Origin of the sequence: Streptomyces sp. NPDC051219 (assembly GCF_040682335.1) — a bacterium.
Lineage (GTDB): Bacteria > Actinomycetota > Actinomycetes > Streptomycetales > Streptomycetaceae > Streptomyces.
In genome coordinates this window covers 116,516-141,164 of sequence record NZ_JBFBAS010000006.1, presented here as the reverse complement: position 1 = coordinate 141,164, position 24,649 = coordinate 116,516, and the positions used below count along the sequence as shown (strand labels likewise).

Annotated in this window: 21 protein-coding genes and 1 pseudogene; 7 read left to right on the top strand and 15 right to left on the bottom strand. The window is 69.9% G+C overall.

Annotated features, from left to right (window positions below):
• Positions 1-27: 27 nt before the first annotated feature.
• The 3 genes from AB0M62_RS10220 to ggt all read right to left on the bottom strand — a co-directional run bounded on the left by AB0M62_RS10220 (position 28) and on the right by ggt (position 2,687).
• The gene (locus tag AB0M62_RS10220) at positions 28-402 is read right to left on the bottom strand and encodes a PPOX class F420-dependent oxidoreductase (protein ID WP_366073681.1); all 375 of its coding nucleotides are present in this window, start codon (positions 400-402) and stop codon (positions 28-30) included.
• 136 nt (positions 403-538) lie between these two features.
• Complete coding sequence (locus AB0M62_RS10215) at positions 539-811, bottom strand: hypothetical protein (RefSeq protein ID WP_366073680.1); 273 nt, start codon at positions 809-811, stop codon at positions 539-541.
• 85 nt (positions 812-896) lie between these two features.
• Positions 897-2,687: a gamma-glutamyltransferase gene (gene ggt, locus AB0M62_RS10210; protein ID WP_366073679.1), complete on the bottom strand. Its 1,791-nt coding sequence runs from the start codon at positions 2,685-2,687 to the stop codon at positions 897-899.
• A gap of 104 nt (positions 2,688-2,791) precedes the next feature.
• Here ggt and AB0M62_RS10205 point away from each other — a divergent pair, with 104 nt between their 5' ends.
• A complete protein-coding gene (locus AB0M62_RS10205) occupies positions 2,792-3,535 on the top strand; it encodes a hypothetical protein (RefSeq protein ID WP_366073678.1) in 744 nt (247 codons plus the stop codon).
• Here the strand turns inward: AB0M62_RS10205 and AB0M62_RS10200 are convergent.
• Positions 3,532-4,842, bottom strand: a complete 1,311-nt coding sequence (locus AB0M62_RS10200) for a cytochrome P450 (protein ID WP_366073677.1) — start codon at positions 4,840-4,842, stop codon at positions 3,532-3,534. The two genes, AB0M62_RS10205 and AB0M62_RS10200, sit on opposite strands and share 4 nt — an antisense overlap.
• Before the next feature lie 226 nt (positions 4,843-5,068).
• Between AB0M62_RS10200 and AB0M62_RS10195 the strand changes: the two genes are divergently transcribed.
• Positions 5,069-6,682 carry a CocE/NonD family hydrolase gene (locus AB0M62_RS10195; protein ID WP_366073676.1) on the top strand — a complete coding sequence of 538 codons (1,614 nt, stop codon included), beginning with the start codon at positions 5,069-5,071 and terminating at the stop codon, positions 6,680-6,682.
• 151 nt (positions 6,683-6,833) lie between these two features.
• Here AB0M62_RS10195 and AB0M62_RS10190 read toward each other — a convergent pair whose 3' ends face one another.
• The 6 genes from AB0M62_RS10190 to AB0M62_RS10165 all read right to left on the bottom strand — a co-directional run bounded on the left by AB0M62_RS10190 (position 6,834) and on the right by AB0M62_RS10165 (position 12,287).
• Positions 6,834-7,577: an amino acid ABC transporter ATP-binding protein gene (locus tag AB0M62_RS10190; protein WP_366073675.1), complete on the bottom strand. Its 744-nt coding sequence runs from the start codon at positions 7,575-7,577 to the stop codon at positions 6,834-6,836.
• Positions 7,578-7,735: 158 nt separating this feature from the next.
• A complete protein-coding gene (locus AB0M62_RS10185; protein ID WP_366073674.1) occupies positions 7,736-8,176 on the bottom strand; it encodes a DUF6278 family protein in 441 nt (146 codons plus the stop codon).
• 120 nt (positions 8,177-8,296) lie between these two features.
• A complete protein-coding gene (locus AB0M62_RS10180) occupies positions 8,297-9,076 on the bottom strand; it encodes an exodeoxyribonuclease III (protein ID WP_366073673.1) in 780 nt (259 codons plus the stop codon).
• A 40-nt stretch (positions 9,077-9,116) separates the two neighbouring features.
• On the bottom strand, positions 9,117-9,749 hold the full coding sequence (locus AB0M62_RS10175) for an MBL fold metallo-hydrolase (protein ID WP_366073672.1): 633 nt from the start codon (positions 9,747-9,749) through the stop codon (positions 9,117-9,119).
• 12 nt (positions 9,750-9,761) lie between these two features.
• A complete protein-coding gene (locus AB0M62_RS10170; protein ID WP_366073671.1) occupies positions 9,762-11,042 on the bottom strand; it encodes an alpha/beta fold hydrolase in 1,281 nt (426 codons plus the stop codon).
• Positions 11,043-11,072: 30 nt separating this feature from the next.
• Positions 11,073-12,287, bottom strand: a complete 1,215-nt coding sequence (locus tag AB0M62_RS10165) for a hypothetical protein (protein WP_366073670.1) — start codon at positions 12,285-12,287, stop codon at positions 11,073-11,075.
• A gap of 30 nt (positions 12,288-12,317) precedes the next feature.
• Between AB0M62_RS10165 and AB0M62_RS10160 the strand changes: the two genes are divergently transcribed.
• Positions 12,318-12,650 (top strand): hypothetical protein, encoded by a 333-nt coding sequence (locus AB0M62_RS10160; RefSeq protein ID WP_366073669.1) that lies wholly within the window; start codon positions 12,318-12,320, stop codon positions 12,648-12,650.
• 108 nt (positions 12,651-12,758) lie between these two features.
• Here AB0M62_RS10160 and AB0M62_RS10155 read toward each other — a convergent pair.
• Positions 12,759-13,088, bottom strand: a pseudogene (locus tag AB0M62_RS10155) (TetR family transcriptional regulator); the annotation flags it as partial.
• Between the two features lie 155 nt (positions 13,089-13,243).
• Between AB0M62_RS10155 and AB0M62_RS10150 the strand changes: the two are divergent.
• On the top strand, positions 13,244-13,690 hold the full coding sequence (locus AB0M62_RS10150) for a PAS domain S-box protein (RefSeq protein WP_366073668.1): 447 nt from the start codon (positions 13,244-13,246) through the stop codon (positions 13,688-13,690).
• Positions 13,691-13,836: 146 nt separating this feature from the next.
• On the opposite strand, the gene frc is transcribed toward AB0M62_RS10150, so the two are convergent.
• Both frc and oxc read right to left on the bottom strand, forming a co-directional pair.
• On the bottom strand, positions 13,837-15,093 hold the full coding sequence (frc, locus tag AB0M62_RS10145) for a formyl-CoA transferase (protein ID WP_366073667.1): 1,257 nt from the start codon (positions 15,091-15,093) through the stop codon (positions 13,837-13,839).
• A 77-nt stretch (positions 15,094-15,170) separates the two neighbouring features.
• Entirely contained in the window at positions 15,171-16,922 is a 1,752-nt protein-coding gene (oxc, locus tag AB0M62_RS10140; RefSeq protein ID WP_366073666.1) for an oxalyl-CoA decarboxylase, read from the bottom strand.
• Positions 16,923-17,179: 257 nt separating this feature from the next.
• Between oxc and AB0M62_RS10135 the strand changes: the two genes are divergently transcribed.
• Positions 17,180-18,772, top strand: a complete 1,593-nt coding sequence (locus tag AB0M62_RS10135) for a FadD7 family fatty acid--CoA ligase (RefSeq protein WP_366073665.1) — start codon at positions 17,180-17,182, stop codon at positions 18,770-18,772.
• A 30-nt stretch (positions 18,773-18,802) separates the two neighbouring features.
• Here the strand turns inward: AB0M62_RS10135 and AB0M62_RS10130 are convergent, their stop codons facing one another.
• Positions 18,803-19,735, bottom strand: a complete 933-nt coding sequence (locus AB0M62_RS10130; RefSeq protein WP_366073664.1) for a LysR family transcriptional regulator — start codon at positions 19,733-19,735, stop codon at positions 18,803-18,805.
• 360 nt (positions 19,736-20,095) lie between these two features.
• Positions 20,096-21,115 (bottom strand): 2-dehydropantoate 2-reductase, encoded by a 1,020-nt coding sequence (locus AB0M62_RS10125; protein WP_366073663.1) that lies wholly within the window; start codon positions 21,113-21,115, stop codon positions 20,096-20,098.
• 432 nt (positions 21,116-21,547) lie between these two features.
• On the opposite strand from AB0M62_RS10125, the gene AB0M62_RS10120 reads away from it, so the two are divergent.
• Both AB0M62_RS10120 and pntB read left to right on the top strand, forming a co-directional pair.
• Positions 21,548-23,089, top strand: a complete 1,542-nt coding sequence (locus tag AB0M62_RS10120; protein ID WP_366073662.1) for a Re/Si-specific NAD(P)(+) transhydrogenase subunit alpha — start codon at positions 21,548-21,550, stop codon at positions 23,087-23,089.
• Positions 23,090-23,095: 6 nt separating this feature from the next.
• Positions 23,096-24,571, top strand: a complete 1,476-nt coding sequence (gene pntB, locus AB0M62_RS10115; RefSeq protein WP_366073661.1) for a Re/Si-specific NAD(P)(+) transhydrogenase subunit beta — start codon at positions 23,096-23,098, stop codon at positions 24,569-24,571.
• Positions 24,572-24,649 lie beyond the last annotated feature (78 nt).

The window sequence follows — 24,649 nt, the reverse complement described above, 5'->3', positions numbered from 1 at the left end:
GCAGTTTTCATCAGCGGAGCGGACTGCTCAAAGCTTGACCGCGATCCCCGTGTGGGGCCGCTTGCCCAGGCGGGCGATCGTGGCCGGCCGGTCGACGATCCAGAACCTCCAGCCGTACTTCCGGGAGAGGAGTCTGCGGATCGCACCGGTACTGTCCAGCAGCCGTGCCGTGCCCTCCACGGCCTGGGTACCCTCCGGAATCCGGCCGCGCACGTCGCACGGGGCGACCGTCACCCGGCTGTTGTTGCGGATCCGCTTGACCTTCCAGGAGTCCGTCTTGGTCCACACGTACAGCTCGGTGCCGTCCGAGACGACCCAGACCGGCGTGGCGACGGGTGTGCCGTCCCGCCGGAAGGTGGTCAGGCTGACGTACGGGCTTCGGGCGAGCTCCTCGAGATTCATGCGCGTGACCCTATGTCAGCGCAGGTGGGCGGCTCTACGGTCCGGAGCGCACCTCGTTTCTCGCGCCTGACAGCGCGAACCTCGCGCCCGGCCGCCCATCGTGCTGCCGGCCGGACCGGGTCCCGCGGGACGGCCGTCAGTCGCGGGCGACCTCCGGTGCGATGTCCTCGTGGACGGGGACGGCCGGCTGGACGGACTGCCGCGGCGTCGCGCTACGCGCCGAGGGCGGTGCCGTGGCCGGCAGGGCGTTGCAGAACGCCGCCTCCAGCGTGTCCGCCATGGTGGTGAGCACCGCCGTGTTGTTGGACGTGTTCGCCAGCGCGCTCACGCCACGCTTGCCGTCCTTGCTGGTGAACGCGCACAGAGCCGGCCGCGCCGCGGCACGACGTGATCCACCGGGCGGCGGCACGTCGATCGTAGGAGCGTGGGCGCAGGCCGGGGCCGCTCACCGAGCGGCCCCGGCTGATCATCACCCGAAGGAGTGCGCGGGCGCGTCAGCGGGCCGGGTGAACCACCATCGCCGAGCCGCCACCCCGACGGGCCTTCTCCGCCGCCGCCAGCCAGCGGCCGTCGGGCAGCCGCTGGACGCCGGTGGCGGCACCGATCTCCGGATTCAGCCGGAAGCCGTGTCCGACGGCCTCGAGTTCGGCCCTCAACGGGCTGTTCCACAGCGCGGGTTCGATTTCGGTCGTCGCCTGGTTGCGCTGGCTCGCGCGCGGCGCCGCGATCGCCTCGACCAGCGGCAGTCCCCGGTCGAGGTGCCCGGTCAGCGTCTGTAGGACCGTGGTGATGATCGTCGCGCCGCCCGGCGAGCCGAGGGCGAGCAGCGGGCGGCCGTCCTGAAGGACGATCGTCGGGGACATCGACGACCTCGGGCGCTTGCCCGGTCCGGGCAGGTTCGGGTCGTGGACGGCCGGATCGGCCGGCGCGAAGGAGAAGTCGGTCAGCTCGTTGTTGAGCAGGAACCCGCGCCCCGGCACGGTGATACCGCTGCCGCCGGTCGACTCGATGGTCAGCGTGTACGCGACGACGTTGCCCCACTTGTCGGCCGCCGTGAGGTGAGTGGTGTTCTCTCCTTCGTACGTCGTGGGGGCGGCGGTTCCGCCGGCTGCGCACGCCGCGGGGTGCCTCGGATCACCCGGCGCCAGCGGGCTCTTCAGTACGGCGTCGTCCTTGATCAGACAGGCGCGCGCGTCGGCGAAGCGCTGGGAGAGCAGACCCCGGGTGGGGACGTCCTCGAAGGCCGGGTCGCCGACCCACCGCCCGCGGTCCGCGAACGCGATCCGGCTCGCCTCGATGAACCGGTGCAGGTAACGCGTCGGCGTTGCCTTCGAAAGATCCGTCCGCTCCAGGATGTTGAGCGCTTCGCCGACGCTCGTGCCGCCGGACGAGGAGGGTGCCATGCCGTAGACGTCGAGCCCGCGGTAGGAGACCTTGGTGGCGGTCTGCCGCTTCGTTCCGTACGCCCGCAGGTCCTTCTCCGTCAGGTCGCCGGGGCGCACCACCCGGGTGGCCTTCGGGTCGACGGGGGGTTTGCGGACCGTGTTGACGATGTCCTCGGCGAGTTCACCCCGGTACAGGGTGCCGACGCCCTTTCGGGACAGTTCGGCGTACGTACGGGCCAGATCGGGGTTCTTGAAGGTGGAGCCGACCACCGGCAGTCGCCCGTCCGGCAGGAAGAGCCGGGCCGTGTCCGGGAAGTCGGCGAACCGGGCCTGGTTGGCCTCGGTCTGGGAGCGGAAGGTGGCGTCGACCGTGAACCCGTCCCGGGCGAGCCGCTCGGCAGGTTTCAGCAGCCGGGTGAGCGGCCTGGTCCCCCACGCGTCGAGCGCGGCGTCCCAGGTGGCGGGCGTACCCGGGGTGCCCACCCCGAGCCCGCTGGTCTGGCCCTCGGCGAAGGAAATGGGCGCGCCGTTCTCCAGGAAGAGAGAGGCGTCGGCGGACTCGGGCGCGGTCTCGCGCCCGTCGATGGTGTGGACGCGGCGCTGCCCGGCGTCGTAGTAGACGAAGTAGCCTCCACCGCCGATCCCGGCGGAGTACGGCTCGGTGACACCGAGCGCCGCCGCCGTCGCGACGGCCGCGTCCACCGCGTTGCCGCCCTTGCGCAGCACCTCGATGCCGACCGCGGAGGCGTCCGCGTCGACGCTGGCGACCGCTCCGCCGTACCCGACGGCGACCGGCTCCTTGACGGGTGGTGTCCGCACCTGCGGTGGCGCCGTGGCACCCACCGACACCAGGGCTGCGGCAACAGTGAGCAGAGACAGGCTCCGGGCGGGACGACGCATCCGTACCTCCAGTCGACTACCGTCCGCGCAGCGTAACTTCACCGCCCCTGCCCCGTCAGGACCGCCTCGAACACGGATACGCGGTCCCGCTAGCATGCCGCCCCATGACTGACGACGTGCGCAACATCGTGCTCGGAGTGGTGGCTGCCGGAATCAGCGCCTCCTTGGGCTGGTTGGCCCGGACCTATCTGTGGCGGAGGAAGCTGCGCCGCAAGCAGTCCTTCCTGGGCCTGCCGAAGAACTCCGAGTCCCTGCTCGTGGTCAACCGCGAGGCGGGCAGTGACGGCGCCGTGCACCGCTACGACGTCTTCGCACTCCTGGAACTGTCCGCCCTGATCAAGGACTGCGGCGCGCACGCCCAGATCATCCAGCACGACACCGCGCAGCAGGGATTCGGCGAACGTACGGAGTTCTGCGTCGGCGGCCCCTACACCAACCGGCGGATGGCCGCCCACCTGCAATCCCTGCTGCCCGGGGTCCAGGTCAATACCGATACGGAGCCCGGACCCGACCGCGGCTCCTTCCAGATAGGCGGCGAGCGGTATCGAATGGACGCGGGGACGGCCGAGTACGTTCTGCTCGCGCGGCTGACCGTCGGCCAGGGCGCCCGGCCCGTCTTCCTCTTCTGCGGGCAACGCGCGATCACCAACCAGGCGGCCTCCCGCTATCTGGCGCGCAACCACGAGAAGCTGGACCGCAAGCACGGCGACAAGTCGTTCTGCCTGCTGCTGAAGGTGGTCAACTCGCGGGCGTACGGCCCCGATGTGGTCGAGGTGGTCGAGGACGTCACCCGCGCGGCGCAGAGCCCGGCCCCGCCCGTCCGTACGTCCCACCGGGCAGCGGGCTAGGTGATTACCGCCAGGGGGTCCCGTCCGTCCCGCCCCAGCTTCAGAGGCAGCGACTTGATGCCGTTGATGAAATTGGACACCAGCCGCCGGGGAGGTGCCGCGAGGGACAGCTCGGGGAGCGCGCGCAGCGCCTCCTCGTGCAGGACCCGGAGCTGGAGCCGGGCGAAGTGGGCGCCGAGGCAGACATGGGGACCGTCCCCGAAGGACACATGGGGGTTCGGTTTCCGGGACAGGTCGAGGCGGTGCGGGGAGTCGAAGGCCCGCTCGTCGTGGTTGCCCGACGCGTGGAAGACGACGACCTTGTCGCCCGCTTGCACCAGCCGGCCGGCGAGCTCGGTGTCGCGGGTCGCGGTCCGCCGGAAGCTGAGTACCGGCGGGTGGCTGCGCAGCAGTTCCTCGACGGCGGCGCCGACCGAGGCGGCGCCCGCCCGCAGTCTCCGCTGTTCGGCGGGGTGTTCGGCCAACGCCAGGAAGCCGCCGGGTGCGGCGCTGCGCACGGTGTCGTTGCCCGCGACGGTCAGCAGGAAGAAGAACATCTCGAGTTCGGGGCCGGTGAGCCGGGTGGCGCCGTCCGTCGCGTGCGCGAGGGACGTCATGACGTCGTCGCCCGGGTGGCGCCTTTTGTACGTCGCGAGTTGCTGCGCGTACGCGAACATCTGGCCCAGCATCGCGGGCGACCGCGGATTGACCGGCCGCCCGTCCGGCCCGCGTGAGACGGCGGCGGCCTCGTCCGGGTCCTGGTAGCCGATGACACGCTCGGTCCATTTCAGCAGCAGCCCCCGGTCGCTCTCCGGTACGCCGAGCAGGTCCGAGAGGTTGAGCAGGGCGTAGTCGTCGGTCACGCTGCCCACCAGATCGAGGACGCCGTCTTCGGCCGCGTCCCGGGCGCCGGTCAGCAGCGCCCGCGCCCGCGCGCGGGCGGCGGCCTCGAACCGGTCGGTGCGGCCCGGAGTGAAGGCCCGGCTGACCAGGCGGCGCAGCCGGCCGTGTCCGGGCGGGTCCTGATTGAGCATCATGCGGCGGATGAACGGCAGGTCGTCCTGCTCGGGGTCGCGGATCTGGGTGGCGCCCAGCCGGGAGGAGAAGGTCTCGGAGTCCTTGAGCACCCGGACGACGTCGTGGTGCCGGGTGACCGCCCAGAAGCCGGGACCGGCGGGCCAGCCCAGCACTTCGTACTCGTCCTGCCGGGCCACCGGATGGAAGTCGCGGAGCTCGCGGTAGCGCTCGTGGGGGATGCCGTGTGCGTAGATCCGCGGATCGAATACGTCGGGGACTGTCACGGGCACCACGGTGGCCCGGCGCGACATGCCGGGCAAGACCGCGGTAGAGGTCGTCGTCCCGTGCCGGACCCGCCGGTCACGCCCGTGGGCGTCTCGGCCAGGGCGGCGTACGGCGAAGGCACCGGCCGGCACCGGCCGCTGACACGATGTCCAATAATCGTTACGCTCGCGTAACTTACCGGGGAGTTACCTCGAGTAAGTCGCCGCGGTTACCGTCGGGTCACTTTGCATCGGCGTGAGCGAGGAGCGATCCATGGGACACCCCCACAAGCCCCTGCGGACCACTGCGGCCGGAACCGTCTCCGCGGCCCTGCTCGCCGGAACAGCCATGGCCGCGGCTCCGCCGTCGCAGGCCGCCCCGGCCCTCACCGCCTCCGCGGCACCGGCGGCCACGGCAGCCGAGGCGGCGGATGTCCGGCTGTACGACATCCCCGGCTCCGGCGGGATCACCCTCAAGGGCAACGTCTTCACCCCGGCGGGCGCCACCGCCGGCGGCAGGTACCCGCTCATCGTGCTGCCCACCAGCTGGGGCATGCCACAGTTCGAGTACGTGGCCCAGGCGAAGAAACTCGCCGACTCGGGCTACATCGTGGTGAGTTACACCTCCCGCGGATTCTGGCTCTCCGGCGGTGAGATCGAAGTCGCGGGCCCACCCGATATCGCCGACGCCTCGGCGGTGATCGACTGGGCGCTCGAGCACACCGCCGCCGACCCGGGGCGCATCGGGATGGGCGGGGTCTCGTACGGCGCCGGAATCAGCCTGATGACCGCCGGCAGCGACAAGCGGGTCAAGGCCGTGGTGGCGATGAGCGGCTGGGCCGACCTCATCGAGTCGATCTACAGCGGCCGCACCCAGCACGTCCAGGCCGCCGCCATGCTCACCGGCGCCGGCTTCGTGACCGGACGGCCGAGCGCCGAACTCCAGCAGATCATGACGGACTTCCTCGGCTCGAACCTGGCCCGGGAACAGCACATGATCGACTGGGCCAAGCTGCGTTCCCCCGTCTACCGGGTCGATGAGATCAACCGCAACGGCGCCGCCGTGATGCTGGGCAACGCCTGGGGCGACAGTCTCTTCCCGCCCAACCAGTACGCCTCGTTCTACGAGAAGCTCACCGGTCCCAAGCGCCTCGAACTGCGCCCCGGCGACCACGCCACCGCCGAGGGCACCGGCCTGCTCGGACTGCCCAACGACACGTGGACCAGCGCCCACCGCTGGTTCGACCGGTACCTCAAGGGCAAGCGCAACGGCATGGACACCGAGCTGCCGGTGCAGCTGAAATCCCGCTCCACCGGCGGCTACGAGGGCTACGCGAGCTGGAAGGACGTACCGGACGGCACCGAGACGATCGCACTCGACAACAGCCGGAAGGTCTACGCGAACATCGACTCGGGCGCCAACGGTGGCCTCATCTTCCTCTCCAGCATGCTCGACCAGTTCTTCAGACTGCCGCCCATGGCGTCGATCCCGCTGCTGCCGCGTTTGTTCGCCGGCGTCTGGCAGTCCGAGCGGTACGGCTCCGCCCAGCACATCCGCGGCACGGCCGAATTCCACACCACGGTCACCAGCACCAAGGAGAGCGGCACCCTCGTCGCCTACCTCTACGACGTGGGCCCGCTCGGCCTCGGCAAGCTGGTCAGCCATGCGCCGTACACGTTCCACGGCCGGACACCCGGCCGGCCGTTCGCCGTGGACCTGGAGTTGTTCTCCACCGCCTACGACGTCCCGGCCGGCCACCGTCTCGCCCTGGTCGTCGACACCGTCGACCCGCTCTACATCGAGCACAACCCGTCCGGCGCACAGCTGACCTTCTCCTCCCCCACGGCCGACCCGTCGTACCTGTCGGTGCCGCTGCGCGAGAAGTGATCTCCGGCTGCTTGCCGGGCGGGCCACTGCCCATGAGCCACCGCGCTCCCCCTACGCCCCTGAGACCGTAGGGGAGCCCCACGCAGCAGCGTCCCTGGTGCGGCTCTCCCACGCCGCCTGTGGTGAACGTGCCCGAGCGGGCCGCCCCCGGTCAGTGCTTGAGGATCTTGGACAGGAAGTCCTTGGCGCGTTCGGTCTCCGGGTGCGTGAAGAAGTCCGTCGGCGGGCGGTCCTCGAGGATGCGGCCGTTGTCCATGAACACCACACGGTTGGCCGCGGAACGCGCGAAGCCCATCTCGTGGGTCACGACGACCATGGTCATGCCCTCGCGGGCGAGCTGCTGCATCACCTCCAGCACCTCATTGATCATCTCGGGGTCGAGGGCCGAGGTGGGCTCGTCGAAGAGGAGTGCCTTGGGCTCCATGGCGAGAGCGCGGGCGATCGCGACGCGCTGCTGCTGACCGCCGGACAGCTGGGCGGGGAACTTGTCCGCCTGGTCGGCGAGGCCGACCCGTTCGAGGAGTCGGTGCGAGTTCCTGTCCGCCTCCTCCCGCTTGCGGTTCCGTACCTTGATCTGCGCGAGTGAGACGTTGGCCAGGACGGTCTTGTGGGCGAACAGATTGAAGGACTGGAAGACCATCCCCACATCGGCGCGCAGCCTGGCCAGCCCCTTTCCCTCCTCGGGGAGGGGTTGGCCGTCGATGGTGATCGTGCCCGACCCGATCGTCTCGAGACGGTTGATCGCCCTGCAGAGAGTCGACTTGCCGGATCCGGAAGGACCGATGACGACCACCACCTCCCCGCGGCCGACGGTGAGATCGATGTCCCTCAGTACGTGCAACTCTCCGTAGTGTTTGTTGACGCCACGCAGCTCGATCAAAGGATCGACGGCCATACGCTGCCCTACCCACTTTCAGCAGTGTCCGAGGTCAGCGCAAACTATCCAGCCCCCAAAGGCACTTCACAGCCGACACGCATAAATGGGGGACAGACCGCACTTTGGCTGGATTGCGCCCTTATGTCGCCTCATGCCGCCTCCAGCGCCACATCTCGTCAGCCCTCCGAGGCCTCGGCGTACACCTGTGAGAGCTCCGGTGAGCCGGTGACCGCCCAGGAGAGGCCGGCCTCCACCACGTTGATCTCCCGGCCCGAGGACAGCCGCACGACGGGTTGGCCGTTCGGCCAGACCTGCCAGCCCGCGCCCTGCACCGTACGGATGAGAACCGTCCCCAGATAGAGACCCGCGTCATTGCCCAGCCAGGGCACGTCCTCCGGATCGCGGCGCCAGCGCGGCATCAGCTGGTCCAGGGCCTCCAACGAGCCGGGGGTCTCGTCGAGTTCGAGCCCGGCCGCCCCCGCCTGGACACGCAGCAGCTCGCACTCGGACAGCAGCTCGGCCACGCCCTCCGGGTCACTCTCGATCGCGGCGGTCAACGCCAGACCCTGACCCTCTTCGTGCCGCTTGCGCCAGTTGTCCAAGAAAGGGATGTTCATACCACCCAGCCTCGCATCCGTACCGGTCACGGCACCACAGGCGCGCGCAAGTTGCCCGCACCCGACCCGGACCAAGTCCGGGGCGGTCCTGCCGGCTCCCGAAGACCGGCCGGACAGGCGCTAGACCTCCAGGTCGATGACGACCGGGGCGTGGTCCGAGGCGCCCTTCCCCTTGCGCTCCTCGCGGTCCACATAGGAGTCCTTCACGGCCTTCGCGAAGGGGTCGTTGCCGTACACCAGGTCGATGCGCATGCCCCTGTTCTTGGGGAACGCGAGCTGGCGGTAGTCCCAGTAGGTGTACGGGTGGTCGTACTTGAGGGGGCGCGGCACCACGTCCGAGAGCCCCGCCTCGCGCAGCGCGGTCAGCGCCGCCCGCTCGGCCGGGGTGACATGCGTCGCGCCCACGAAGAGCGACGGATCCCACACGTCGTCGTCGGTGGGGGCCACATTGAAGTCGCCCATGACCGCGAACGGGCGCTCCCCCGCGGCGTCTTCGGCGACCGCCGTCTTCAGCGCCTCGAGCCAGCTCAGTTTGTAGGTGTAGTGGTCGTGCGCCACCTCGCGGCCGTTCGGCACGTACACCGACGAGACCCGGACCGGGCCGCAGGTCGCGGAGACCGCTCGTGGCTCCTCCGTGCCTTCGAACACCGGCCCGCCGGGCAGGCCGAGCTCCACGTCGTCCAGGCCCACGCGAGAGATCACCGCCACGCCGTTCCACCGGCCGGAGGCGTTGACCACGGCTTCGTAACCGAGCTCGCGCAGCTCCTCGTGCGGGAACTGCTCGAGGGTGCACTTGGTCTCCTGGATGCACAGCACGTCGGTGCCGCTGCTCTCCAGCCAGGCCAGCAGCCGGGGCAGCCGGGCGGTGATCGAGTTGACGTTCCAGGTGGCGATACGCATGTGGACCAGCCTATCGGCCGGGTCCGACAGCCGGGATTCGTCAGAGTTCGGCCGATTCCCCGGCGGTCAGCCGGCCGTGGTCTGCGCCGCCGAGATTGCCCAGATGCGTGTCATAGATGGGACGCGCGATATCCGCGAGGTACACGTCGTGGATGTCGATGGCCCGCTGCGGCTTGACCTCGCGCACGTAGTCGATCACCTCGGAGATCTTGTTCCACGGGGCCATCACGGGGACCATCAGCGTCTGAACCGGCTGCTCGGGGACCGTCAGCGCGTCGCCCGGGTGGAAGACCGAACCGTCCAGGAGAAACCCCACGTTGGTGACCCGCGGGAGGTCCGGATGGATCACCGCGTGCAGTTCGCCGTGCACCTGGACGTCGAAGCCGGCGGCCGTGAAGGTGTCGCCGTGGCCGACCGTGTGCACCCGGCCGGGGAAGGCCGCGGAGATCTTGTCGGCGACGCTCCGCAGGGTCCAGACCGCAGTGCCCGGACTGGCCTCCAGGGCGGCTCGCAGCCGTTCCTCGCTGAAGTGGTCGGGGTGCTCGTGCGTGACGAGGACGGCGTCCGCGCCGACCGCGGCGTCCTCCTCGCTGAAGGCACCGGGATCGATGACGAGCGTCTGCCCGTCCTTCTCCAGCCGGATACAGGAATGGAGCTTCTTCGTCAGCCTCATACCGCCATCCTGCTACGGGTGGGGCGTCGTCTCCTCCTGTATGACGGCCCGGACCACCCTGAAGGCGGAATTCGCGGCCGGCATCCCGCAGTAGACGGCCGTCTGCAGAAGCACCTCGCTGATCTCGGCCGGGGTGAGGCCGTTGCGCAGGGCGGCGCGGGTGTGCGCGGCCAGCTCGTCCAGATGCCCGCCCGCGACCAGCGCGGTCAGCGTGATGCAGCTGCGCGTACGGCGGTCCAGGCCCTCGCGGGCCCACACCTCGCCCCACGCGTAGCGGGTCAGGAGTTCCTGGAAGTCGCCTGTGAGACCGTCCGCAGCGGCGAGGACCCGGTCCACGTGGGCGTCGCCCAGAACCTCCCGGCGGATCTTGAGCCCGGCCTCGTACGGGTCGGGGCGCCCCGCGGCCTCGGCCGCCGGGGCGGGCTCCGCGGCGACGGGCGCCTGCGGCGGTACCGGTACGTGCAGGGTGTGCGATGTCGCGGCGGGCGCGAACCCGGCGACGTCGAGCGCGGGCTGCCAGGCGCTGCCGAAGTGCCGGACCAGCAGGTCCGTGACCGCGGCGGGCTGCTCGACCGGGGCCAGGTGCGAAGCGCCGGGCACCACCGCGAGCCGGGCGTCCGGGATCCCCGCGACCAGGGTGCGGGCGTCCGCGGGGCCGGTGTCGCGGTCCTCCGAGCCAGCCAGGACGAGGGTGGGGACGCCGATGCTGCCCAATTCGCCGCGGATGTCGAAGGCCGCCAGCGCCTCGCAGGCGGCGATGTAGCACTCGGCGTCGGTGGTCCGCACCATCTGGACGGCCCACTCCACGATCGCGGGCTGCGCGGCGGCGAAGGTGTACGTGAACCACCGGTCGGGCGCGGTCCTGGCCATCGGGTCGAGCCCGTTGGTCCGGACGATCACGCCGCGCTGGCGGAACTCGTCGGCCGTACCGAACCGGGGTGAGGAGGCGACGAGCACGAGCGACGCGAGCCGATGCGGATGGCGCAGCGCCAGATCGGCGCCGATCGCGCCGCCGATGGCGCAGCCCGCGTAGCCGAAGTGCTGGACGCCCAGTGCGTCGACGGTGGCGAGAAGCCGGTCGGCCAGTTCTCCGACGGACGGGGCCGGCTCGGCGGGTGCGCCGCCGTGTCCGGGAAGGTCGAACCGCAGCACTCGCCACTGCTGGGTCAGCTCGGATATCTGCCGGTCCCACATGTGCCATGTGGTACCCAGTGAGGGACCCAAGATCAGGACCGGGGCGTCTTCTGGCCCGTCAAAGCGGTATTGCAGGGTGTTCGGTGGTGTCTCGCTCACCCGTCAGACCCTCTCATCTCTCACGGGATCTCACATGGCCGGTCCCAACCTAACGGCTCTTGTCTCTCTCGCTACGACAAGCCTGGCACTGCCGGAACCTCGGGGGTCCAGGGGCGCTTCGACGAGGACGTCCAGCATGGCTTCGGCGCGGGTGCGGAACGGCATGGCCCGCACCGCATCGGTGAGCCTCTCCACAGCTGCGTGCGGACTACGCGCTGCGTGCGGACCACGCGTTCCGTGCGCATCGCCCGCTGCCTGTGGATCGCTGTGGGCCGCGATCCAGGTAGCGAGCTCCGCGCGGGCGGAGTCCGGGTCGTAGTGCTCGGCGAGGACACCGAGCAGACCGGCCGCGGGAGCCTGTGCGAGTTCGCCGACCAGCGGGGCGTCCCGGCCTTCGGCCAGCAGCCGCCGGCGTACGGATTCCGTTCCGAGCGCGGTGAGGCGGATCAACTCGACCGGGCCTGCGGTGAGTTCGGCCTTCAGCTCCTGGGCCCGCTCGGCAGCCCCTTCGTCCGCGGCGGCGGCGCCGAGGAGCTGCGCGAGCTCAGGTGGCATCCCGGCGGGCGGCTCGGAGCTCCCCTCGTCCAGAGGCACGTCGAGGAAGACGGGGTCGGCCATGCCCTGGTCGCGTGCGATGGCGCCCAGGTCCTCCAGGGCCGCCAGCACCGTCCGCAGATCGCGGTCGGCGTCTTCGAACCATAGTGAGTGGCCGCCGAAGCCGCCCAGCTGGAACCCGGCTCGGTAAGCGAGGTGGACGGAGTCCCGCAACCGGGGCCAGGGCATGGGGTGCGGCAGGCTGTAGAGGGTGGCCAGGACATCGGGCAGAACGTCGTCGTAGGCGTCGAAGAGCATGGACTCCACGTGCCAGCCGCTGCGCGGGCCGATCAGCGGCCCGCGCAGCTCGAAGAACGCTTCGAAAGCGCGCCGCCACAGTGCGAGGGGATCCCGCAGCAGAGGCTCGGCCTTGGCCACGGCGTACAGCCGCCCCTTGGCGACCCGTACCAGCCTGGCCGTCTTCGCCCACTCCAGGACGAGGCCGAGGCGGGGCAGGTCCCCGGAGGAACGGACCCCGGCCGTGGCATCGCCGGTGCCCAGCTGCTCGACGAGCTCGCGCGCATCGGCCGCCTCGGCATCCGCAGCGAAGTCGCCTTCGGTGACCTGCGTCCCCTCTACCTCGCATGGCTGGTCGGCCTCGCCGCCTGGGAGCTGCGCGAGGACGACGAGGAGGAGTTCCAGGCCGAGCACGAACCACCCGTCCCACGCGGTCTGGCCCAGTTGACCGGCCCTCAGCGAGCTCTGGCCGACTTCCTCAAACTCGATGCCGACCTGCTCGCCACGGCCGCCGAAACCAGCCTTCCCCTCACCCAGGTCTCCGACCGGGACGCTGAACTCGCGGCATGGATCGGTTCCCTGCCCACCGCTGAGAAGGACGCGCTCCTGCTGCGGGCCGTACAGGGCACCTCCCCTCTCCCCGGCCCCGAGCTCCTGGCCCGCTTCACCGAGGCTAACGCCCAGGGCGCACCCGCCTACGCCGAACGCCGCAGTGCCGCTCAACTGCTGGACGCGGCCCACAGCCTCCGTACGCAACGCGCGCAGCGCCAGGCCTAGAAACGCCCCGGACCGCCGCCCCGCCAGGTCTGCCATCACCGGCGGGACACGTGCACCGCGTTTTTCTCCCCACCCCTCCCAAAAAAGCAGGAACGTGAGCCCCATCGGTCAGCGCGCCGCCCGCACCCCGTCCAGAGCGACCGCCAGGACCCGGTCCCGCTGGGCGTCGTCGGGGAAGTTCGTCGCCGTGATCCCGGCGACCATCCGCAGCAGGTCGTCGAAGCTCATGTCCGCGTGCGCCTCACCGGCCTTCTGTGCCCGCTCGAACAGCGGGCCGCCGGCCTGGTACATCGACTCGCGGCAGGCCAGGAATATCTCCGACTCGTTGCTCAGCGCCTCGCGGATGGCCCGCTTGGTCACGGTGTAGTCCACGAACCGGCGCAGCCACGAGGTTAGCGCCTCCCACGGCTCCAGCTCGGCGACCTCCTGCGCCACCCGGTAATCCGCCGGTAGTACGGCGAGCACATCGCCGTAACGCCCGCCCGGCCGAGCGGTGTTGGGCGCCGGCTCGAACCCCTGGCGGAACTGTATCCTGTATACTATCGTGCTCAGCTCATCAATGGATTGCCCTGTTGCCCCAACTCGGAGGAGACATGGAAGATCTGGATCCCAAGGTGGTTCTGGGTATGACGGCCCAGGCACCTGACGGCGTAGTGATCATCGACCGGGAAGGACTCATCCGTTACTGGAACCAGGGTGCGGAGCGGATCTTCGGGTTCTCGACGGCCGAGGTCGCCGGCCGCAGCCTGGACGTGATCATTCCCGAACGGCACCGGCAGCGTCACTGGGACGGATTCCAGGAGTCCATGGCCCGAGGGACCACCAAGTACGGGGACGCCGATCTCCTGAACGTCCCCGCGGTGGGCGCCGGTGGCAGGAAACTGTCGATCGAGTTCAGCGTGGTGCTCCTGAACGACGCGGACGGACAGCCGGGCTACGTCGGGGCGGTCATCCGGGACGTCACCGCGCGGCGCGCCCGGGAGCGGGAGTTGTACCGTCAGGTGGCGGCCGCCGGCGCGGCGGACAGGGCGACGGCCTGACCTCCGGCCCTCCAAGGCCGTCCAAGGCCGTCCAAGGCGATGAAGCCCCCGTGCCGGTCCGGCACGGGCGCTTCGCCGTACGGAGTGCCACACGCCCGGGTGCCCTGCACGCGAGGTTCGCGCGCAAGGCACCCGGGCGTTTCAGGTCAGCCGACGACCCGGCCCTCGTGCAGCTTGCGGATGTCGTCCGCGTCGTAGCCGAGGTCCGCAAGGACCTCGTCGGTGTGCTCGCCGAGCAGCGGCGCACCCTTGATCTCGGGCTTGAAGCCGGAGAACTTGATCGGGCTGCCCACCGTCAGGTAGGTGCCGCGCTCCTTCTGCTCGACCTCGACGATCGTGCCGCTCTTGCGCATGTCGGGGTCCTCGGCGAGCTCCTTCATGCTGAGCACGGGGGCACAGGGCACCTCCCACTCGCGCAGGATGTCGACAGCCTCGTACTTGGTCTTGCCGGCCAGCCACTTCTCGATCTCGCCGAAGATGTCCATGATGTGCGACTGGCGGGCCCCGGCGGTGGTGTACTCCGGGTCGTCCTTCCACTCGGGGTGGCCGATGGCGTCGCAGGTGCGCGCCCAGTTCTGCTCCTGGATCGTGAAGTAGATGTAGGCGTTGGGGTCGGTCTCCCAGCCCTTGCACTTCAGGATCCAGCCCGGCTGACCGCCGCCGCCGGCGTTGCCGCCGCGGGGCACCGCGTCGCCGAACTCGCCGTGCGGGTACTGCGGGTACTCCTCCAGGTAGCCGACCTTCTCCAGGCGCTGCTGGTCACGGAGCTTGACGCGGGTCAGGTTGAGCACGGCGTCCTGCATGGACACCGACACCTTCTGGCCGACGCCGGTCTGGTTGCGCTGGATGATCGCGGTCAGCAGGCCGATCAGCAGGTGCATACCGGTGTTGCTGTCGCCGAGGGCCGAGCCGCTGATGGTGGGCGGGCCGTCCCAGAAACCGGTGGTGGACGCGGCGCCGCCGGCCGCCTGGGCGACGTTCTCGTAGACCTTGAGGTCGTTCCACTTCGAGTCGTCGTTGAAGCCCTTGACCGAACCGAAGATCAGGCGCGGGTTCAGCTCGTGGATGTAGTCCCACCCAAGGCCCATACGGTCCATGGCGCCCGGCGCGAAGTTCTCGACCAGGATGTCCGACTCGCGGATCAGCTTCTCCATGACCTCCTTGCCCCCGGGGGTCTTGGTGTTGATGGCCAGCGAGCGCTTGTTGCTGTTCAGCATGGTGAAGTAGAGAGCGTCGAGGTCCTCGATGTCCCGCAGCTGACGGCGGGTCACATCGCCGCCGTCGATGCGCTCGACCTTGATGACGTCGGCGCCGAACCAGGCGAGCATCTGGGTACACGCGGGACCGGCCTGGACCCCGGTGAAGTCGATCACCTTGATTCCGGCGAGCGGCTTGTCACTCATGTGGCTTCCTTTTCGTGAATGATGTCGGTGCGAGGGCGGGTTGTGCGGGAGCTCGGTGGTTCCGGGGGTGGGGGCGCTCACTTCTTCGCCGGCATGATGTTGCCGACGGTGATGCCCTTCGGGTTGAGGTGCGAGATGTGGCCGCTCTCGGTGCCGGCCGAGGGGTCGATCACGCAGTCGATGAGCGCCGGGCCGCCTGAGGCCAGTGCCTCGGTGAGGGCGGCGGTGACCTCGGCGGGCGTGGTCGCGCGGTAGCCCTTGCCGCCGAACGCCTCGATCATCCGGTCGTGGCGCGCCGCGCTCATCAGCGTCGTCGGCGACGGGGCGTCGTCGAGGGGGTTGACGTCGTCACCGCGGTACACACCGCCGTTGTTCATGATGACGGTGACGACGGGCAGCTTGTAGCGGCAGATCGTCTCCAGCTCCATGCCGCTGAACCCGAAGGCGCTGTCGCCCTCCACCGCCACGACCGGCGCGCCGGTCTCGACGGCGGCGGCGATCGCGTAGCCCATGCCGATGCCCATGACGCCCCACGTGCCGCTGTCGAGGCGGTGGCGCGGCACGTGCATGTCGATCACGTTGCGGGCGATGTCCAGTGCGTTGGCACCCTCGTTGACGATGTACGTCTCGGGGCGCTCGTGCACGACGTCACGTACCGCCTTCAGGGCACCCATGAACTGCATCGGGTGCGGGTCGGCCTTGAGACGCTCCGCCATCTTGGCGACGTTCTGCGCCGAGCGCGCCGCCAGCTCCTCCCGCCAGGCGACGGGGGTCGCGATCTGGCCGGGCTTGGTCCGCTCGGCGAGCGCTTCGAGCACCGATCCGATGTCTCCGACGAGCGGCGCGGCGATGGGCTGGTTGCTGTCCATCTCCTTGGGTTCGATGTCCACCTGGATGAACTTCGCGTCGGGGTTCCACTGCGGAGCCTCGCCGTGGCCCAGCAGCCAGTTCAGGCGGGCGCCGATGAGCATCACGACATCGGCCTTGCGCAGGGCCAGCGAACGGGCGGTGGCGGCCGACTGCGGATGGTTGTCGGGCAGCAGGCCCTTCGCCATCGACATCGGCACATACGGTATGCTGGTCGACTCGATGAACTCGCGGATCTGCGCGTCCGCCTGCGCGTACGCGGCGCCCTTCCCGAGCACCACCAGCGGCCGCTCGGCACCCGCCAAGAGCTCGATCGCGCGGTCCACCGCCTCGGGCGCGGGCAGTTGGCGCGGCGCCGGGTCGACGAGACGGCTCAGCGTCCTGTCGCCTTCCTCCTTGTTCATGATGGAGCCGAGCACCGCGGCCGGGATGTCGAGGTAGACACCGCCGGGCCGGCCGGAGACCGCCGTGCGCAGTGCCCGGGCGATACCGCGGCCAATGTCCTCCACCCGGCTCACGCGGTACGCGGCCTTGCAGAACGGCTGCGCGGCGGCGAGCTGGTCCATCTCCTCGTAGTCGCCCTGCTTGAGGTCCACGAGGTGCCGCTCGCTGGAGCCGGAGATCTGCACCATGGGGAAACAGTTCGTGGTGGCGTTCGCCAGCGCGACCAGCCCGTTGAGGAAGCCCGGAGCGGACACCGTCAGGCATATGCCCGGCTTTTTGGTGAGGTAGCCGGCCACCGCAGCCGCGTGTCCCGCGTTGCTCTCGTGACGGAAGCCGATGTAGCGGATGCCCTGCGCCTGTGCGAGACGGGCCAGGTCGGTGATCGGGATGCCGACCACCCCGTAGATGGTGTCGACATCGTTCAGCTTCAGAGCGTCGACGACCAGGTGGTACCCGTCGGTGAGCTCGGCCGGAACGTCGGCGGTTGCCGCGGTCTCCAGTGGTGAGGGGGCGGTCATGGTCCGAGGTCCTCCTTGGGCAGGTCATCCCTGTGCGGCTTCTCACCTCACCTTCCGCAGCGCGGATCCCCGCGTCCAAGACCTATCGGCGACCAGCCGATAAGCAGCATCTATCGAGGCATGCCACGACGCCCCGCAGCTCGCTTGATAGGCGCCTGCTATCGAGCGTTCGCCGGTGCGTATTGGACGCGCCTCTCGCGGCCCGCGCAGGCTCGCAGTCGACCGCTTCATCAGAACTGGCGCGAGGAGGTGCGGTCATGGCCGTTCCGGCCGCAGCATCCGTGCGCGACACGAACCGGTACCGGCCGCCGGCGATCACGGGCCTCACCGATCTCCTCGACCGGCCCGTGCGCGATCGTCCCCGGGCGCGAGCGCTCGTCGTCACCGGGGACCGGGTGGAACTGTCCTACGGCGCCCTTGCCGCCCTGGCCGACGACGTGGCCGGCCGACTGGGCAGCAGGGGGCTGCGCCGCGGGGACGCGGTCGGCCTCGTCTGCGCCAACACCGCCGAGTTCGTCGTCGCGCTCCTGGGCGGGGCACGGGCGGGGCTGGTGGTCGCCCCGATAGACCCCGCGCTGCCCGAGTCACAGATGTCCGCCCGGCTCGAGGCACTGGGGGTGCAGGCGATCCTCGTCGGTCCACCGGGGGCCGGCGCCGCGCCGGCCGCCCAGTTCCCCGTCCCGACATGGACCTTGCGCGTGGACGTCTCCCGTGGCGGGACGGCGACGGCCGCGCTCGGAACCGGCGCGCCTGCGGTACGACGCGTCCGGGGAGCGGCACACGAGCTCTCGAGCCGCGACGCCCTCGTCCTGTTCACCGCGGGAACCACCGACCAGGCCAAGATGGTCCCGCTGACGCACGCCAGCGTGGCCGCCTCCGTGCGGGGCATCTGCGCCACCTACGAGCTGGGACCCGGCGACGCGACGGTCGCCGTGATGCCGTTCTTCCACGGTCACGGGCTGTTCGCGGCGCTCCTGGCCTCCCTGGCCAGCGGGGGATGCGTACTGCTGCCCGAGCGGGGGCGGTTCTCGGCGCACACGTTCTGGGACGACATGCGAGCCGCAGCCGCCACGTGGTTCACCGCGGTCCCGACGATCCACGAGATCCTGCTGGACCGGTCAGCGGTCGATCACCCAGGCCCGCAGGTCCCGCCCCTGAAGTTCGTGCGCAGTTGCAGTGCCCCCCTCAACACGGCCACGCAGCGGGCGCTGGAGCGCACACTCGGTGCGCCGCTGCTGTCCGCGTACGGGATGACCGAGTCCACGCATCAGGCGACCAGCGAGCCGCTGCCGCAGCAGGGACCCCTGAAGCACGGGTCGGTCGGCCGGTCGACCGGAGTGGACCTTCGTGTCGTCGACCGGAACGGGCGCACGTGCCCGGCCGGCACAGAGGGCGAGGTGTGGGTGCACGGTCCCACCGTCGCCCGCGGCTACCTCGGCAACCCGGACGGGACGGCGCGCAGTTTCGTCGACGGGTGGTTCCGCACCGGCGATCTGGGCTCACTGGACGACGGCGGGAACCTGTTCCTCACCGGGCGCATCAAGAACCTCATCAACCGCGGAGGCGAGAAGATCTCGCCCGAGCAGGTCGAGGACATCCTCGCCGGGTGTCCCGGTGTCGCCGAGGCGGCCGTGTTCGCCGTACCCGACCCGACCTACGGGCAAAGAGTCGGCGCCGCTGTGGTCGTACACGAAGGCGAGGGCATCGGGCCCGAGGAGATCCTGCGGTACTGCCGCAGCCGACTGGCCGCCTTCGAAATACCCGACCGGCTCGAAGTCGTCGTCGCTCTGCCTCACACCGCCAAGGGAGCGCTCGACCGGCGTGCTGTGGAGGCCCGGTACGCACACTGACACGCACACTGACGCTGCGAGGGGCCGGTCTCACCTGACGAGGTGCTCGGACGGCAGCGGCTGATCGAAGAACTCGTCCAGCGACAGGCCCGCTGCCGCGGTCATGAACGCCCGGGCCGCGACCGAACCGGGGGTCGCGGCGTGGATCGCCACCGACACCTGCGCCCTGGCCTCCGGTTCCACCAGACGGACGGCCCTCATCCTGGCCGTCACCGGCATGGCACGCAGCCATGTGTGCGGCACGATGCTCGCACACGCACCGATGCCCACATTGGCGTAGAGGGTGGCGACCGAGTCCGTCTCCACCTGCGGGGTCACCACGACCCCGCTGTCCGCGAACGCGCTGTCGATGACCTGGCGGATCCTCATGTCGGGCGTCAGCAGAGCGAGGGGCAACTGGGCCGCTTCCGCCCACCTCATGGTGTCGGTCCCGGACAGTAGCCGGTCACTGGACGCGAGCAGCATGTATCTCTCCTCGTACAGCGGCACCACCTGCAGGCTCTCCCGGTCGTCGGGGGCGAAGTGAGCGATCGCGGCGTCCAGTTCGAAGGCGCGCAGCTGCCGGGTCAGCTCGGTCGTCGACAGACGGGAGCGGACCTGCACTTTTGCCAGCGGGTGCGCCGCGCAGAATGCGGCCACGGGAAGGACCACGGTCGTCGATGCCGTCGGTTCCGCGCCCAGCCGCAGCGTGCCGGTGATGCCCGACTGGACGGCGGCCACTTCGGCCTTGAACGCCTCCTGCTCGGCGAGGATCCGCTTGGCCCACACGACGAGCCGTTCGCCCTCCGGGGTGAGGCCCTGGTATTTGTGCCCACGGTTGATCAGCGTGACGTTCAGCTCCCGTTCGAGCTTGGCGATCGCCGCCGAGAGCGCCGGCTGCGACACGAAGCAGGCTTCCGCCGCACGGGCGAAGTGCCTCTCCCTGGCCACCGCCACGAAGTACTCCAGCTGACGGAACAGCATGAACGACTCCCTTCTCCCTGGGGCCGCGGCCGTGCCCGCCCTTCCTGCCGGAGTCGCAAGCCCGTCAGTGCCGGCTGCTCAACGCCCGGCCGTGAAGATCGTCCCCGGGGCCGTCGAGGACAGACAAGCTGTACGGTGTGGCTGGTCAAGTGTGTCGAGGGCGGCATCACGGCCTTCATTCGTGCCCGCGGAGCCGGCGCGGCGCCTGCGGGGCCTCCCCGTACGCGTCCTCTACGGTCCGCGTCCGGCCAGGGCCGAACCGGGCACGACACGGATCCGAACGCCAGTGCCGGACCCCTGGCCCCGTCGCGGCCGCGACGGGGCCGGAAGCCGCAACATCTCAGTGAGCGACATCCCGCACTACGCAGGCACTGGCTTCTGCGCGGTGCCGCCGTTCTGTGAAGCCGAACCTGCTGTCGAGCGTTGCGCCAGCAGGTCGGTCGCAGCGTGGACCGCGCGCAAGGTGGGCGCATCGGCGCCGGTGATGTCGGCCATCTCCACCACCGCTGTCACGATGGCGTCGAGCTCCATCTGTTTGCCGGCCTCGAGGTCCTGAAGCATCGAGGTCTTGTGGTGTCCCACCCCCTCCGCACCTCGCAGCCGCTTCTCGATCGAGATGTCCGGAGTGCTGCCGACCCTGGCCGCGATGTCGAGGGTCTCCTCCATGAGTTGCGTGACCAGCCGCCGGGTCAGGGGGTGTTGGCAGATTTCAACCATCGTCGCCCTGGTGAGAGCGCTGATCGGATTGAAGGCGACATTGCCCATCAGCTTGATCCAGATGTCGTCGCGCAGATTCGGCTCCACCGGGCACTTCAACCCGCCGGCGATCATGGCCTCGCTCAATGCCGTGCACCGGTCGGAGACTCCGCCCCCCGGCTCACCGATGGAGAACCGGGTGCCCTCCAGATGCCGGATGACACCAGGGGCCTCGATGACCGTGGCGGGGTAGACGACACAGCCGATCGCCCGTTCCGGCGGCAGCACCTTGCTGGTGGCGCCGCCCGGGTCGACCGCCTCGATCCGCCGTCCCTCATAGGGTCCGGCCAGCTTGTGGAAGTACCACCACGGAATTCCGTTCTGACCGGCCACCACCGCGGTCCGGTCACCCAGCAACGGGGCGACCAGCGGTCCGGAAGACGGGTAGGCATGTGCTTTCAGTCCGAGGAACACGTAGTCCACGGGGCCGATCTCGGACGGGTCGTCCGTGGCGTGGGCTCGCGCGACGAAGTCACCGCGCGGACTGTTCACCCGCACCCCATCTGCTCGTATCGCCCGCAGATGGTCGCCTCGGGCGATCAGGTGGACGTCAGCGCCACCACGGTGCAGTGCAGCTCCCACGTAGGCGCCGATCGCGCCGGCTCCGACGACTGCAATTTTCACGGTGGCTCCTCTCGAGTAGGAGTGCATACTGTATGCAGCAGTCTCTCGGGATGTACAGTCCCATGACGGAAAGACGCACTGGCCCGGGTGGCAACCTCAGCCCGGACCGATGTCCAGCAAAGCCGGCTCCAACGCCTCACCAGGCAGTGGCAGTCGAGGCACCTGTTGCCTACAGTCCGGCGCTCGCCGGCCAACGGCCCACCGGCCGGTGCGCCGCTCGCGCTCCGGACCGGTTTGCCCGCACATCACACGCACCAGCGGTCGGGAAGCCCCTCGACTACGCGCCGCTGAGCACCTCGGTCAGCGGGTCGCGGGCAAGGCCAGGGTCACCAGGCCCAGGTCACAACCGACGGCCGGGGCCGTCACCTTGCGAGCGACGGGCCGGCCGCAACGACGCCGTGATGCCAATGAAGAAGAACGGAAAGGAGAGCGATGTCGGATTCACCGCCACAGCAGATCGGTGTCGTCGCTGAGTCCACCTTCGGGGAGACCCGGGTGGCGGCCACACCAGCCAGTGTTCGCCTGCTCCTGGGACTCGGCTACGAGGTCGTCGTGGAGTCGGAGGCCGGAGAGGCCTCGGGATTCTCCGACGATGCCTACGCCGAGGCGGGCGCGCGGATCGGCGACGCCTGGCAAGCGGATGTCGTTCTGAAGGTCAACGCGCCCTCGCGCGAGGAGATGGAGAAGCTGCGTGACGGGGCGACCCTGGTCGGGCTGATCGCCCCTGCGGTGAACCCCGGCCTGCTGGACGAGCTCGCACGGCGGCCGATCACCGTCCTGTCGATGGACGCCGTACCGCGCATCTCCCGGGCCCAGTCGCTGGACGTGCTCAGCTCGATGGCCAACATCGCCGGGTACCGGGCGGTGATCGAGGCAGCGCACGCCTTCGGACGGTTCTTCACCGGCCAGGTCACCGCAGCAGGCAAAGTGCCGCCCGCCAAGGTCCTGGTGGCCGGCGCGGGTGTGGCCGGTCTCGCGGCGATCGGCGCGGCCGGCAGCCTGGGTGCGGTGGTACGGGCCACCGATCCGCGGGCCGAGGTCGCCGACCAGGTCCGCTCGCTGGGCGGTGAGTTCCTCGCCGTCGAGGTGGAGCAGGAATCCGGCGCGGACGGGTACGCCAGGGCGACGTCCGGGGCGTACGACCGGCGCGCCGCTGAGATCTACAGCGAACAGGCCGCGGACGTCGACATCGTCATCACCACCGCGCTGATCCCCGGCCGCCCGGCCCCCCGGCTGATCACGGCGGAGCAGGTGGCGTCCATGAAGCCCGGCAGCGTCATCGTGGACATGGCCGCGGCGCAGGGTGGCAATGTCGAGGGCACGGTCAGCGGGAAGGCGATCGTCACCGAGAACGGCGTGACGATCATCGGCTACACCGACCTCGCCGGCCGGCTGCCCGCCCAGGCATCGCAGCTGTACGGGACCAACCTCGTCAACCTGCTCAAACTGCTCACGCCCGGCAAGGACGGGCGGTTGACGCTGGACTTCGACGACATCGTGCAGCGGTCCGTGACCGTGGTGCGGGACGGCGAGAAGACCTGGCCGCCGCCGCCCGTCCAGGTGTCGGCCGCGCCCGCGAAGCCGGCCGCAGCGCCGGCCGAGGCCCCGCGGGCGAAGGAACCCCGCCTCTCGCCGGTCGTCCGCTACGGTCTGATCGGCCTCGGCATGATCGCGATGTTCCTTCTCATCGCCTTCTCCCCCGCCCAACTCGTCGCGAACTTCACCGTGTTCGCGCTGGCCGTGGTCATCGGCTACTACGTGATCGGCAAGGTCCACCACGCCCTGCACACCCCGCTGATGTCGGTCACCAACGCGATCTCCGGGATCGTGGTGGTCGGTGCGCTGCTGCAGATAGGCCACGGCCAGGTGGCCGTCACCGTGCTGTCGTTCGTGGCGATCCTGCTGACCACCGTGAACATCTTCGGAGGATTCGCCGTCACCCGCCGCATGCTCGGCATGTTCTCGAAAGGCTGAGGATCGATGAACGCAACCACGGCGGCCCAGGCCGCCGACATCGTCGCCGCGCTGTTGTTCATCTTCAGCCTGGCCGGGCTCTCCCAGCACCACACCGCCCGCGCCGGGGTGGCTTACGGCATCGGCGGCATGGCGCTGGCGCTCGTCGCCACCGTCGTCGTCGCCAGGCGGGACATCTCGGCCGGCTCCATCACGCTGATCATCTTCGCCACGGTGATCGGCGGCGCCGTGGGCCTGTGGCGGGCCCGCAAGGTGGAGATGACCCAGATGCCGGAGCTCATCGCCGTCCTGCACAGCCTCGTCGGCCTGGCCGCGGTGCTGGTCGGCTGGAACAGCTACTACGAGGTCGAGGCGCACGGCTCCGCGCAGACCCGGATAGCCCACGAGCTGCTGCGGATCCACCACGCCGAGGTGTTCATCGGCATCTTCATCGGCGCGGTCACCTTCACCGGCTCGATCATCGCCTTCCTGAAGTTGTCGGCGCGGATCAAGTCCCGCCCGCTGACGCTGCCGGGCAAGAACGCCCTCAACCTGGGTGCGCTTGCCGCCTTCGTGGCTCTGACCGTCTGGTTCGCGGTCAGTCCGAGCCTCGGTCTGATGATCGCCGTCACCGTCCTGGCGCTCGCGCTGGGCTGGCACCTGGTCGCCTCCATCGGCGGCGGTGACATGCCCGTCGTGGTCTCGATGCTCAACAGCTACTCGGGGTGGGCGGCAGCGGCGGCGGGCTTCCTGCTGAACAACAACCTGCTCATCGTCACCGGCGCGCTGGTCGGCTCTTCCGGCGCGTACCTGTCGTACGTCATGTGCAAGGCGATGAACCGGTCCTTCATCTCGGTGATCGCCGGCGGATTCGGCGTCGAGGCGGTGGCGGGCGGCGACACCGAGCAGGGCGAGCACCGCGAGATCAGCGCCGAGGAGAGCGCGGAGCTGTTGGAGAGCGCCACGTCGGTGATCATCACGCCGGGGTACGGCATGGCGGTGGCCCAGGCCCAGCACCCGGTGGCCGAGCTGACCCGGGCCCTGCGCGAGCGCGGGGTGGTGGTGCGCTTCGGCGTGCACCCGGTGGCCGGGCGGCTTCCCGGACACATGAACGTGCTGCTGGCCGAGGCCAAGGTGCCCTATGACGTCGTGCTGGAGATGGACGAGATCAACGACGACTTCGGCGACACCACGGTGGTGCTGGTCATCGGTGCAAACGACACCGTCAACCCGGCGGCGACCGACGACCCGTCCAGCCCCATCGCCGGCATGCCGGTGCTGCGCGTCTGGGAGGCCGAGAACGTCATCGTCTTCAAACGGTCCATGGCCTCGGGCTACGCGGGCGTGCAGAACCCGCTGTTCTTCCGCGAGAACAGCCGCATGCTCTTCGGTGACGCCAAGCAGAGCGTGGAGGACATACTGCGCGCGCTCAGCTCACCGGACTCCGCGTCCGCGGCGCCGCGGACGGGCTCCCGTCCGGCCGAGCAGCCCCTGCCCGCCTGACGCGCCTCACGCAAGCGCCGGCACAACTCAAGGCCCTGTGAGTGCCCACGTTGTGGTGGGGCGGGGAAGCCGTGGTTT